At 65.9% G+C, this 13,288-nt stretch carries 7 protein-coding genes; 5 read left to right on the top strand and 2 right to left on the bottom strand.

Annotation, left to right across the window (positions count from 1 at the left end):
• Positions 1–26: 26 nt before the first annotated feature.
• A complete protein-coding gene (locus AC6CIG_RS00035) occupies positions 27–428 on the top strand; it encodes a hypothetical protein (RefSeq protein WP_498321886.1) in 402 nt (133 codons plus the stop codon).
• Positions 429–466: 38 nt separating this feature from the next.
• Here the strand turns inward: AC6CIG_RS00035 and AC6CIG_RS00030 are convergent, their stop codons facing one another.
• Together AC6CIG_RS00030 and AC6CIG_RS00025 are read right to left on the bottom strand one after the other, a co-directional pair.
• A complete protein-coding gene (locus AC6CIG_RS00030) occupies positions 467–1,258 on the bottom strand; it encodes a LytR/AlgR family response regulator transcription factor (RefSeq protein WP_498321884.1) in 792 nt (263 codons plus the stop codon).
• Positions 1,246–2,397: a sensor histidine kinase gene (locus AC6CIG_RS00025; RefSeq protein ID WP_498321882.1), complete on the bottom strand. Its 1,152-nt coding sequence runs from the start codon at positions 2,395–2,397 to the stop codon at positions 1,246–1,248. Before AC6CIG_RS00025 ends, AC6CIG_RS00030 begins: the two co-directional genes overlap by 13 nt.
• Positions 2,398–2,626: 229 nt before the next feature.
• Between AC6CIG_RS00025 and AC6CIG_RS00020 the strand changes: the two genes are divergently transcribed.
• From AC6CIG_RS00020 to AC6CIG_RS00005, 4 genes are all read left to right on the top strand, one after another.
• Positions 2,627–9,475, top strand: a complete 6,849-nt coding sequence (locus AC6CIG_RS00020; protein ID WP_498321881.1) for an autotransporter outer membrane beta-barrel domain-containing protein — start codon at positions 2,627–2,629, stop codon at positions 9,473–9,475.
• Between the two features lie 200 nt (positions 9,476–9,675).
• The gene (locus tag AC6CIG_RS00015; RefSeq protein ID WP_100670302.1) at positions 9,676–10,587 is read left to right on the top strand and encodes a sulfurtransferase; all 912 of its coding nucleotides are present in this window, start codon (positions 9,676–9,678) and stop codon (positions 10,585–10,587) included.
• 107 nt (positions 10,588–10,694) lie between these two features.
• A complete protein-coding gene (locus AC6CIG_RS00010) occupies positions 10,695–11,909 on the top strand; it encodes a YeeE/YedE family protein (protein ID WP_498321879.1) in 1,215 nt (404 codons plus the stop codon).
• A gap of 381 nt (positions 11,910–12,290) precedes the next feature.
• The gene (locus tag AC6CIG_RS00005; RefSeq protein ID WP_498321877.1) at positions 12,291–12,878 is read left to right on the top strand and encodes a DUF6969 family protein; all 588 of its coding nucleotides are present in this window, start codon (positions 12,291–12,293) and stop codon (positions 12,876–12,878) included.
• Positions 12,879–13,288: the final 410 nt, after the last annotated feature.

Here is a 13,288-nt window from a genome sequence, read left to right as displayed (position 1 = left end):
CGCGGGGCTTCCAGGGAGAGTGTGTGATGAAGCGCCCTACCGACCGCCGCACGGTACTCTTGACCGTGGGAGCTGCCGCCGTTGCCGCCGTCACCGGGCCGGTCGCCGCGCAATCGACGGATATTCGCGGTGCAGTCACCTTCGAAGGTAGCGCGGCCATCCCGGAAGGTCACCTCGAGATTTATCTCGACGACCCTGCCATTCAGGACGAGACGCGGCGTCGCACCACGCAAACGCGCATCAAAAGCGACGGAAGATCGAAGTCGATAGCATTTTCCTTGCCGTCGCCCGCAAGCGCGACCGCTTCTTCGACGCGGCGGATCGTGGCGCGTCTGGAGCGTGCGGACGGCTGGCTGATTGCGCGCGGCAGCACACGGCTGGAGGCGGGCTCGCCTGTATACGTCACGCTCAATGCAGTGATTTATTGAAGGCCGGCAGCAGTCCCCGACGGTGCCGATCTGCTCGGTCAAGCGGGAGCGTCATTCCCGTCAGATACAGTTTTCACCCGCTGGACTCCATCGAGCGCACGCCGCAAGCGCGTGGTGGCGACTCGACCGAGCATGATGGGCGCAAGAGACCGCCCGAGCGACAGGAGCGAGCGCCCCTTATCTTGCGTTCTCACGCGTACCACCCGATCCAGATTTATCATCAGGGAGCGGCTGACGCGGAAGAATGGCGGCGTCGGAAGATCTGCGCCGCATTGGCCGAGCAGCCGGCACACCAGATAGTCCCGCCCATCCGCCATCACGATGCGCGTGAAGTCCGCTTCGGCGGCGAGCATGGCGATGCCGTCGGTCGGCAGGACGACTGTTTGGCCGGCCATCCTGATGTGCAGGCGTCTCCTGTCGGGCGTGGCTACCGGCGCTGTTGCCGTGTCCTCGATCTTGCTGTCAAGGTCGAGCGCGCGCCGATAGCGCCGCAGCCGGTCCAGGGTCAATGCCAGGCGTTGCCGCCCGACGGGTTTCAGCAGGAAATCCAGCGCTGCGACATCGAACGCCTGCGGCGCGTAGGTGCCGTGTCCGGTCACGAAGACGATCGCCGGCACCTGATCGAGCCGCTTGATCAGGCCGAATCCGTTATCGTCGCCAAGATCGATGTCGAGGAAGATCGCATCTGGCCGCAGGGCATGCGTCAGTTGCTGCGCCTGGTCCAGCGAACCGGCTTCGCCGATGACTTCGACATCCGGGTGCGCTTGGATCAGACGTTTCAGCCCTCGCCGGGCCGGCGGCTCGTCGTCGACAACCATCACGCGAAGCATGCGTCCCCCCTCAGCATCAGTCGCGCGGTCACGTTGTCGCCGGCCTGGATCAGTGTCAATGCGTGACCGAGCGGATAGTGCAGTTCCAGCCGGCGGCGAATGTTGGCGAGACCGATGGCCGGGCGGTCACGTTCGCCCGCTTCCAGCCTGCCGGGATTGCTGATCTCGATGACGAGGTCGGCGTCTCGACGCTCCACGGTAATGCCGACCGCGAAACGGCTGGCCGACGAGCGCAGTCCGTGCTTCACGGCATTCTCCACCAGCGGCTGCAGAATGAGATGCGGCACGGCGATCGACCGGGCCGCGGGGTCCACCTCGACCACCAAATCGAGGCGGCCTTCGAACCGCAGCTCCTGGATACGGATGTAGGCGAGCATTGCTTCGATCTCGTCCGAGAGCGGACAGATGCGACGCGTCTGGTTCTCGAGCAAGTAGCGCAGATAGGCCGTGATCCGGTGGATCATCTCGAGCGCCGTGTCCGGCTCCTCGGGAATCTCCATCGCGACGGTGTTCAGCACGTTGAACAGGAAGTGCGAATCGAGTTGCAGGCGCAACTGGTGAAGTTCGGCCCGCAGCGCCTCCTCGCGGGCCCGGTGGCGCCGGATCCGTTGCTTTCTCGCGTCGGCATCCGCCTTGATCCAGAGATAGGCAAGAGACCATCCCAGAAAGATCAGGGTATAGTAGATCGCCGGGATCACCGAGCCGTTGGCGCCGTAGTCCGGATCGATGTTCGGCTGCAGGATGTCCTTTATTCCGTTGGCGATCAGCATCTGCAGCAGGCCACCGGCGATCGAGAGCGCCAGGGCGACCGCGACGACCGTTAGCGTGACGCCGCCGATCCGGTGGCGAAATACCCGGTAAGCAAGGGTGGTGAGCGCGAAGCCGAGGGGCTCGAGAACGGCGGTCAATGCAAACGCGAACGCCACGTCCTCGAATGCGAGAATACGGCTGACGACGGCAAACAGCGCGCCGAAGAGCCAGCCGGCCGTCTGCGCCCGCCAGAACGAACCGAGCGCACCCACCAGAACGGTGCCCGACCTGTCGGTTTTTCGCGTCATCCGGCTCCGCCCGGAGCTCGGATCCGCGATGTGGCCTCCACTCAGCTCGCGACGAGGATGGGGCTCGGCAATGACAACCATCGAAGCTGTAATTCCCTAATTGCTGTCATCCCCGGGGCAGGATTGGTTTCTTCACCGAGTAGATCGACCGGTTCATCGAATAGGGCGTGTCCATGCGCTGAGGGCGCATCATTAATACTTATAAAGAGTCGCATATTCAGTGCGTCGCACACTCGCACGTTGAACATGGCGGTGCAAGGCTTGCCGCCGTGTCTCGCTCTACGGGCGCCATTTTGGGGGGATACATCGGATGAAGCACGCCACCAGAAGCAGGAAAGCCCGGCCGAAATCTTCGCTCGCAGCATTCCGGCCCGGCGACCAAGCGGCGCTTCCGTCCGAGCGGAACACGTCGCATTTTTTGATCGTGCTGGCCGTGGGCCTCGGCGGGGCGGCCCTGGCCGGCGAGGCGTATGCGGGTTGTGACGGAAGTGCAACCCAGACGATCGGCCAGGTCGACTATGGATACACATGGTCGGCCTGTTGGGGCGACAGTGGTGTGGATGACAAGGATGAGAAGAACGGTGATCCCGGAGCGAACATAACGATCAACACCCAGGCCTCGTACACGGCCGGCGCCAGTCTCCCTTACACCATCCCCTGGGATTCCGTCGGTGGTGTCATCATGACGTACACCATGGGTGGCGCTGGCGTCGACGAGGGAAGCGCCGGCGCAGGGGGCACCGTGACGATCACCAATTCCGGGCCCATAACTCTGACCACCTCAACGGATCCAGGCTCGATCGGCAGCCTGATTTCCGCAACGAGCTTCGGCGGCTCGGGGGATGGGGATAACGACAACTACAAGTCCAACGGTGGGGCAGGCGGGTCCGGAGGCGCGCTGACGATCACCAACTACGGTGCGCTGAGCGTAGAGTCGCTCAGCTCCAATACGGCCAGGGGCATGGCCGGCATTCATGCCGTGAGCAAGGGTGGCACCGGCGGCAACCAGAACAGCGGCGCGGCAGGCGACCAGTTCGGGGGAGTCGGCGGCAGCGGCGGAAGCATCAGCATCACCAACACCGGGCAGGTGAATCTCGGCAGCGCGACCAACCCGCTGAACGGGCTGGACTATGTCTGGGGTCTCGCCGCCCAATCCACCGGCCAGGCGGGGGGGCATGACAATGGCGCGGGTGGGGCAGGTGGCGCCATCCGCATCAGCAACGGTTCAACCGGCGGAAATGCCTCGATCGGTGCGATCAACATCTACTCGAACAGTGCCGACAGCGTGCGCGGCATCTATGCGTTGAGCCAAGGCTCCTATGGCACGGCCTCTCAGGATTCATCCGACAATGGCGGCGCCGGCGCGGACGGCGACCAGTTCATCATCGACACCTATTCCGACATCACCGTGGTCGCCACCGGCTCCGGCCCGAACGAACTGTCCGGCGGCATCGTTGCCATCAGCCAGGGTGGTGATGGCGGCGCCGGCACCAAGTCAACGACCGGAGGCCGTGGCGGGAACGGCTCTGCGTTCAACTCGACCCTGAGCGTCCAATCGGGCGTTACGGTTTCGACAAAAGGCGATTATGTTGCCGGCGTCGTCGGGCTGGCCCAGGGCGGTAGAGGCGGCGACGGCGCCAGCGGCGAGAAGGACAGCTCCGGCGGTAAAGGCGGCGACGTCAGCGACATTCAGATCAACGTCTATGGCGGTGCCATCGAGACCGACGGCCTCGAGGCCTACGGCCTGCTGGGGGGAAGCATCGGCGGTCAGGGAGGCAATGGCGGCGACGACACGGCCCTTGTCGGAACGAGCGGCGGCGGCGGCTACGGTGGCAATGCCGGCGGTGTCGGCGCGTATGTCACTGCTGGCTCCAGAATCACGACGACAGGGGACTTTTCGGCTGCGGTCACCCTGCATTCGATCGGCGGCGGCGGCGGCACGGGCGGCGATTTCACAGACGTGCTCGGCGGCGGTGCCGGCAATGGCGGCAATGGCGGCGATGGCAATACCGCCACCATCAACAATGCTGGCGGGACGATCGACACCTCGGGCGACCATTCCTATGGCATCCTGGTACAGTCGATCGGCGGCAGCGGCGGCACCGGCGGCATCGCCGACGGGCTGACGCTCGAGCTGGGTGGCGATGGCGGCGACGGCGGGAAGGCCGAGACGGCCAGCGTCCAGAATACCGGCATCATCACCACGACCGGCTATTCCGCGCACGGCATCATCGCGCAGTCGATCAGCGGCGGCGGCGGCGCTGCCGGCACGGCGGGCGGGGTGCTGTCTATCGGAGGTACCGGCGGCGCCGCCAACTACGGCGGTACTGCCGAGGTCCGCAGCTCGGGTGCCATCAGCACCGCCGGCGACGCGGCGATCGGCATCATGGCGCAATCGATCGGCGGCGGCGGCGGTTCAGGTGGCGGTGCTGAAGGCATCGCGGGCGTCGGAGGCTCGGGCGGCGCCGGCGGCTACGGCACCCATGCCAACATATTGCTGTCCGGCGGTTCGGTCACCACGCAGGGAGAAATGGCACATGCGATCATGGCCCAGTCGATCGGAGGCGGCGGCGGCAATGGCGGCAATGTGATCGATATGTCGGTTGCGGTTCCGGGGCTGGGCGTCGGCGGCAGTGCCTCGGGCGGCGGTAGCGGCGGATGGGTCTGCGTCACCAATGCGAATCCCAGCAGCGATTGCTCCGCAGGTTCCGGAGCGCCGCAGCCCGTCACGATCGCGACCGGGGGTTCCGGAGCGGTCGGCATTCTCGCGCAGTCGATCGGCGGCGGCGGCGGCAATGGCGGCAACGCCACTGGCGGCGATGCCGGGCTCGGCAGCTTCCAGATCGGCGGCGGCGGTGGCGGTGGCGGCTATGCAAATACCGTGGATGTCGGCTTCCAGGGCCTGAGCCTGATGACCGGCGGCTCGCACGCCGCGGGCATCGTGGCGCAATCGATCGGCGGCGGCGGCGGCACCGGCGGTACCGCGAGCTCCTATTCCGCAGGTCTCGGCTTCACCGCGTCGGTCGCCGTCGGCGGTACCGGTGGCAACGGCGGGTACAGCGACAAGGTTACAGTGCATCTGACCGACAGTTCCATCTGGACCGGACAGGACGACGGCGACGTGACCGATGCCATCGGCGTGCTCGCGCAGTCGATCAGCGGCGGCGGCGGCAGTGGCGGCTCTTCGATTGCCGACGCCCTCACCGTGGCGGTGCCGACCGGTGAGGACGTCTCCCTGGCGATGAGCGTCTCCACGGCGGTTGGAGGCAGCGGTGGATCGTCCCATGACGCCGCCGCGGTGTCACTGACGCTCGACGGCAGCACCGCGGTCTCCACGAAAGGCGCCTCTTCGCATGGCCTCGTGGCGCAGTCGATCGGCGGCGGCGGCGGCAATGGCGGCAGCGCGTCGTCAATGGCCGCGACGGCCGGCACGGTGGACACGGTCAGCGCCGACATCGGCGTCTCGGTCGGAGGCTCGGGCAGCGGCGGCGGTAATGGCGGTACCGTCACGGTCGATCTGGATGACAGCGCCTCGGTGGCGACGGTCGGCGACTATGCCAATGCGATCGTGGCGCAGTCGATCGGCGGCGGCGGCGGCAATGGCGGCGTCGGCAGTGTCAACAGCAAGCAGATCGGCAGCGGCTTCAACCTGACGGCAAAAGTCGGGATCGGCGGATCAGGCAGCGGCGGCGCCGGCGCCGGGAACGCGACTGTGACCCTCGACAGCGGCACCAGCCTGCAGACCAGCGGGTCCGGTTCGCGCGGCGTGCTCGTCCAGTCGATCGGCGGTGGCGGCGGGACTTCGCAGGGCGCCAGCGTCGGGCTGTCGGCCAGCGCCAGTCTGCCCGGCGGCGAGGAAGCCGAAGAATCGGAGGAGGGCAGCGGCGCTTTCTCCGCATCTGTCGACGTTTCGCTTGGCCGCACCGGCGGCAGCGGCGGCTCCGCCGGCACGGTCGACGTCACCACCGCAGGTAAGATCACTACTTCTGGCGCCGATGCCGACGGGGTATTGGCGCAGTCGATCGGCGGTGGCGGCGGGCTGGGCGGCTCGGTGGGGCAGGCTACTTCCGACGGTTCTGAGCCGCTCGACGACGAGGGAGAGAGCGATTGCTCCAGCGTCGACGGCGATGGTGAATCCGGCTACTGCTTCGGAGTCAGTGTCGGCGCGACCATCGACGACGGCGGCACTGGCGGTACGGCCGCCAACGGCAACGCGGTCACGCTGACGCATGCCGGTCGCATCGCCACGCTGGGCGACTGGGCCGACGGCATCGTCGCCCAGTCGATCGGCGGGGGCGGCGGTGCGGGTGGCACCTCCACCGCGTCCGGCAGCCAGGCAACGGCCAACATTACCGTCGGTGTCGGCGGCAGCGGCGGTGCGGGCGGCAATGGCGGTGCGGTCGACGTCACCTTCGACGACAACCATGGCAACAGCATCAGCACCGCTGGATACAGCGCCTATGGCGTGCTGCTGCAGTCGATCGGTGGCGGCGGCGGGCAGGGCGGCGATGGTTCCGACCAGGCGGCAGGCAGGATCACGGTCGGCGGCGGCTTCGGCGGCAGCGGCGGTGCCGGCGGCAGCGGCGGTAAGGTCACCGCCAAGGGGTGGATCAACCTTTCGACGAGCGGCGATGACGCGCACGGCATCGTAGCGCAGTCGATCGGCGGCGGCGGCGGCGTCGGCGGCGCCGGAAGCAGCACCGCCGCCGAAAAAGAGCACAGCCACACGATCGATCTCGTTGTCGGCGGCAGCGGCGGTGTCGGCGGCAGCGGCGGCGAAGTCGATCTCAGCGTCGGCACGACCCTCAACACTTCGGGCGCACGGGCATTCGGCCTCGTCGCCCAGTCGATCGGCGGCGGCGGCGGCATCGGCGGCGCTGGCGAGGCCGACAGCATTGCCTCGCTGGTGGTGGGCGGCTCGGGCGGTGGAACAATAGACGGCGGCGCAGTCACCGTCGACCTGACGAGCCAGAGCTCGATCACGACGCGGGGCATAGCCGCCCATGGCCTCGTCGCCCAGTCGATCGGCGGCGGCGGCGGTGTTGGCGGCGCCGCCTCGGGTGCGCCGCTCTCTTCCACCGGCAACAGCCCCGGCAGCTACGGTGACGGTGGCAACGTCGCCGTCACGGCCGACGGCAGCATCTTCACGCGCGGCGACTACGCCTTCGGCGTGCTGGCGCAGTCGATCGGCGGCGGCGGCGGCTTCGGCGGCAATGCGACGAGTGCCTTTATCGGCTCCAACGGAAATCTCTCGTCGGACGGCAAGAGCGGCAATGTTACGGTCAGCCTCGCTGCCGGCAGGACTATTCAGGCGTCCGGCAAGGACTCGATCGGCATATTCGCGCAGAGCGATGCAGGAACGGACAACAACGGCACGGTCGATGTGACCGTCAGTGGTACTGTCACCGGCGGTTCCGGCGACAACGGTGCCGGCATCTGGGTTTCGGCCGGTAAAAACAACGTGTTGACCGTCAACTCCGGAGGCAGCGTCTCGGCCGCTTCGGGCGTCGCCGTTCAATATACCGCCGGCGTAAACTCGCCCGGAGACAGCACCCTGATGGTGAACAACGCCGGTACGATCAGCGGCAGCGTGAAAGGAGCCTTGCCCGTCGCGGCCAAAATGTCGAGGGTGGCCCGCTTGGGCGGCGACACGGCGGTCGCCGTCGTCAACGAGGCAGGCGGCCTGCTGGCGGATGCGGAGATCTACGAGGCTGACGTAATGAATCGTGGCAGCCTGACGATCGGTCGTTCCGGCGGTATCGACGGCACCCGGATCACAGGCAACCTCACGCAGGACGCAGGTGGGCTGCTGGGGATCACCGCCGACTTCGCCGGCTTCCGTATGGACCGGTTGATCATCGACGGCGACGCCACGCTCGCCGGCAAGTTGACGGTGAACGCCATCAGCGTCCTGCCAGACATCAGCCTGCCGTTCCTCACCGTCGAAGGCGCGCTGGACCATTCGCTGAGCGCCGAGTCGTCGATCTTCGATTATTCCATCAGCCGGGCGGGAAATGAGCTGTCGGTTTCAGCGGACTCGGCTCACTTCACCGATCCCGGTGCCGTGCTGAACCAAGACCAGAACAACGTCGCCGGTCATCTGCAGCAGGTTTGGGACGCCGGCGGCGGTTCCTTCGGCACGCTTTTCGGCACGCTCGGATCTCTGGCCGACCGCGATTCCGGCGACTACGCGGCTGCTCTCTCCGACATGTCGCCCGGCATTTCAGGCGCGGCCGCGGCCGGCAGCATCGCCATGACGCAGCAGCGTCTCGACCTGCTATTGAGCTGCCCGATGTTTGCCGATGGCACCTCGGCTCTGGTCGAGACGAGTTGCATGTGGAGCCAGGCCGGCGCACAAACACTGGACCAGAAGGCCGGCGGCGGCGTGTCGGGCTTCGATACGACGACCTACGCTCTTCGGGCGGGGGCCCAGGTGGAGGTGTCGCCGGACTGGTTCGTCGGCTTCGCCGGCGGCTATGATCGCAGTTCCATTCGCGGCGATGACGGCCGGGTCAACGCCGACGGCGACATCATCTATGCCGGCGCCTCGCTGAAGCATGAGATCGGCCCATGGCTGCTGTCTGGCGCCGTCGCCGGCAGCTATGGTTGGTACGACAACACGCGCACGATCCGCATTCCGGGCTTCGCCGGCCAGGCCGAGGGCGATCCGGAGATCTACAACCTCAGCACCCGGGTACGCGCCGCCTATACCTTCGCGCAGGAGCCCTATTATGTGCGGCCTCTGGTCGATCTCGATCTGATCTACTCGCATGCCAGCGGTTATCGCGAGTCGGGAACCGGCGCGCTCGACCTCCTGGTCGACGACGCCGGCCAATGGAGCTTCCACGCAACCCCGGCGATCGAGGTGGGCACGCGGGTGGAGGTGAACGAAACGACGGTGATGCGGGCGTTTGCAGGCGCGGGAGTGAGCTTCAGCACGGTCGACAGCTGGGATACCTCGGCCCGGCTAGCCGGTGCTCCGGCCGGGATCGGCATGTTCGACAGCGAGGTGCCGCTGGCAGACGTGGTCGGGCGGGTAACCGCGGGCATCGATCTTGCAACGGATAGCGGCTTCGGTCTCCGCGTGGAATATAACGGCTCATTCTCGGACACCTACAACAGTCATGCCGGTTCGCTGCGCTTGAGCCACAAGTTCTGAGGAAACGACTGGAGACAATGCAGCTGCGCAGGAGCTGCGGACGCTCCCGGGCGGGGCGTCCTCGGCGCGGCTTACCGCATCGCTGGTACCGTACAGAAAGATTTTCCAAGGTTCGGCGGATCTCCAGCCAAACCATGTCCTGACTCGACGTACATCGCGCGGTAGATGAGGTTCACATATGAATTCGGGAGCCTCACGAAATGCGCATCGCATCATTAGCCTTCACGCTGTCCTTCCTCGCCTCTTCAGCGCTGGCTGCCGACATCAGTCCACTCGTAGATGCCGAATGGGTCAAGGCGCATGCCGGCGATAAGGACGTCGTCATCCTCGACATCCGCGACAAGGTCGCCGAGACAGAACTTGGCGACAAGCCCTATATACAGGGCGCGGTGGTCGCCCCCTATGCGAGCGCCGGTTGGCGTACCGAGGTGGGTGGCGTCCCCGGCATGCTGCCGCCGCTGGAGCAGATCACCAAGTTGATCGGCGATCTCGGCATCGACGATGACGATCACGTCGTCATCGTGCCCTGGGGTACGGATTCGACTGAGTTCGGTGGCGCGACCCGCGTCTATTGGACGTTCAAATATCTCGGCCATGAGGAAGTCTCGATCCTCGACGGCGGGTGGCGGCAGTACGACGCCGCCGGCGGGGCCCGTTCCGCCGAGGCAGTAAAGCCCGAACCGGCGACGTTCCACGCCGAGCCGCAGGAAAAACTGCTGGCGACGACCGAGGAAGTCGCTGCCGCGCTTAAGGCCGGCGTCAAGCTCATCGATGGCCGGCCGGCCGAGCAGCACGAGGGCAAGTCCAAGAGCCCGGTCGTGCGCGCCAACGGCACTATTCCTGGATCGATCAATATCGAGCACTCCAAGCTCTACAGTCAGGACCACGCGCTTTTCGCCCGACCCGAAACTGTGAAGGCCCTGACCGAGGCCGCCGGTCTGGCTGCGGAAGAGGAAAACATCGCCTTCTGCAACACGGGGCACTGGGCATCCGTAACATGGTTCGCCCTGTCCGAGGTGCTAGGCAACAAGAACACCACCATGTATGACGGCTCGATGGCCGAATGGACGGCCGACCCGGCGCGCCCGGTCGAGAACAAGTCGGGCACCTGACGCCAGCGGACCGGGACTGATCCGCGGTAGCGGAAGAACAGGCGAATGTCCGCAAGCTGCGGACATTCGCGATTTGACCAATGCCGCACAAGCGGCAGGAATTCGAAATGACCGACATTTCCTTTGATCGTTCGCGATATTTGCCGCCGGCGATTGTCGACCGTGGGCCGGCGCTCGTAGCCGGCGGCGCACTGCTGATAGGCTTTCTCGTCATCGCGCAACTGATCGATCTGCGGCAGGCGGCCCTCTTCGTCGTCGGCGGCCTGTTGGGGGTCGCCCTTTATCACGGCTCCTTCGGTTTCACGGGCGGGTGGCGCCGGATGGTGGTCGAACGTCGCGGGCGCGGCATCCGCGCCCAGATGCTGATGATCGGCGTGGCGGCACTGGCCATGATCCCGCTGATCTCGGCAGGCAGCCTCGGTGGCCAGCCGCTCGTCGGCGCGCTGGCGCCGGTCGGAGTCTCCGTACTCGTCGGGGCTGCCATGTTCGGGCTGGGCATGCAGCTTGGCGGTGGCTGCGGTTCGGGCACATTGTTCACGGTCGGCGGCGGTTCGGCCCGCATGCTCGTCACGCTTACCTTCTTCATCGTCGGCGCGCTCATCGGCTCGGCGCATCTTCCGTGGTGGCTGACCCTTCCATCCTTCGGCACGATCGATCTCGGCCGGCAGCTCGGGACCGGCACTGCCATCCTCGCGACGCTCGCAGGGCTCGGCCTCGTTGCCCTGGCGACGGCGCTGATCGAGTGGCGCGCGCATGGCAATATCGAAAGGGAGCCGGAACCGTCGCGTGCGGGTTGGGCCTGGCTGCTTTACGGTCCATGGCCTCTGGTGGGGGCAGGGCTGCTCATGGCTTTGCTCAACGTCGCCACGCTGCTGCTTGCCGGCCATCCCTGGTCGGTCACGTTCGGCTTCGGCCTGTGGGGGGGCAAGGCGGCGCAGGCGGTCGGCGTTCCGGTCGCGACGTGGGAGTTCTGGAGCTGGCCGGGGCCGCAAGCGGCGCTCAATGCAAGCGTCCTCGCCGACGTTACATCGGTGATGAATTTCGGTATCGTTCTTGGCGCGGCAGCCGCCGCGAGTCTTGCCGGAAAATTCGCGCCGAAGGCAAAAATTCCGTTTGGCTCCATGCTCGCGGCCGTCGTCGGCGGTCTGTTGATGGGTTATGGCGCACGGCTTTCCTTCGGCTGCAATATAGGCGCGCTGTTCTCAGGCATCGCTTCGGGCAGCCTGCATGGCTGGCTGTGGTTTGCGACTGCCTTTGTCGGCTCGTTCGTCGGCGTCTGGATGCGTCCGCTTTTCGGTCTCGACGGGTTCAAGAAGAAATGACGACAAGGAACACGCTTCTTTTCGGTGCAGCGCTGGCGGCAGCGACCGCCGCTGTGGCCGTCGATCACCACACGCATCCCGTTCCGCGCGCCCAACCGGCAGCGGCCTCCGGTTCGGCGGGAGGGGCGGCGCCCTGTGCCGCAGGTGCCCCGTGCGCCGCTGCCGCGCCTTGTGCGGCCGGTGCGCCTTGCGCCGCCGGCGCTCCGCTCGCGGCACCACCGCCGCCGCCCGCGCCAGTGCCCATCGCGCCTTGTGCCGCCGGGGCACCCTGCACGGCAGCGGCACCCAAGCTCGCGCCGCCGCCGCCGCCGGTTCCCCTCCCGGCCGAGAGCAAGAAGCTTCCGCCGCCTCCGCCGCCCATTCCCTTGCCGGACCGGGAAAATGGCTGAACAAGCCATAGAACTTGCGCGCCGCGAGATCGCCTACTGCGAAACCTTGCTCGCCAAGGGCGGTCTCAACGTGCTCAGCGAGACCTTTCGCGACACGGCTGAAATCAAGGCCTGGGACCACTACCCGACAGGCGATGTGTTCGACCCGAGGAGCGGCGCTCAGTGGTTCTATCACTGCCACCCGGCTGAAGAGGGAGCGGAAGAACACGGCCATTTCCACTGCTTCTTGCGACCGCAAGGACCGCAAGGGCCGATCCACCATCTCGCGGCTGTGGGGGTCGACGCTCACGGGCGCCTCCTGCGGCTTTTCACGGTGAACCAGTGGGTGGTCGGCGATGACTGGCTCGGTGCGGAAGACACGATCGCTCTTTTGTCGCGCTTCGACGTACAGATGCCGCGGCCGTCTTATCTCGTGAACCGTTGGCTGACGGCAATTTTCGCCGCCTACGAGCCGCAAATAGCCGAACTGATCCGCGAGCGTGACCGCACCTTGCTCACGCACCGCCAGCCTGAAGGCGTCGAAGCGCGCCAGGACCGCGCGCTGGAGGTAACTTCGGAGTTCAAGCTTTCGGGTGGCTAGATGTGGCGAACGAGAATCAAACAGATCCCGTTAACCACACCGAAGCTCCAAAGAGTGCGGTATCGGCTCCGAAACTGGGTGAGTGAGTGACTGGAAGCTCCTGTAATCACAGGCGTTCTATGGAATTGTCGCTGCCGACCCGAAGGTACAATGAGCCGTGCGGATCTGAAAGGTACGAACTGGCAGCGAAGTACGTCCGGTCAGAGAAGCGGCCCAGGATAGCCTTCTGTTGCCTCGATCCCTGAGGCGGACTTTTGCGCGTGCACTCGCTTCAGCATGTCAAGATTTGTCTTGGTACAGGCTATCGCGTCTGAAGACGCGGGTCAGGTCCAAGCATCTTATTGTCATTGAGCAAAGCAACGAAAACAAAACCTGCGTTGTTCCATAAGATAGATTATCTGATTTTTGTT

This window comes from Sinorhizobium sp. GQ132 (assembly GCF_059758575.1).
The sequence above is the reverse complement of the archived record's forward strand: the minus strand, read 5'-3'. Positions and strand labels throughout refer to the sequence as shown.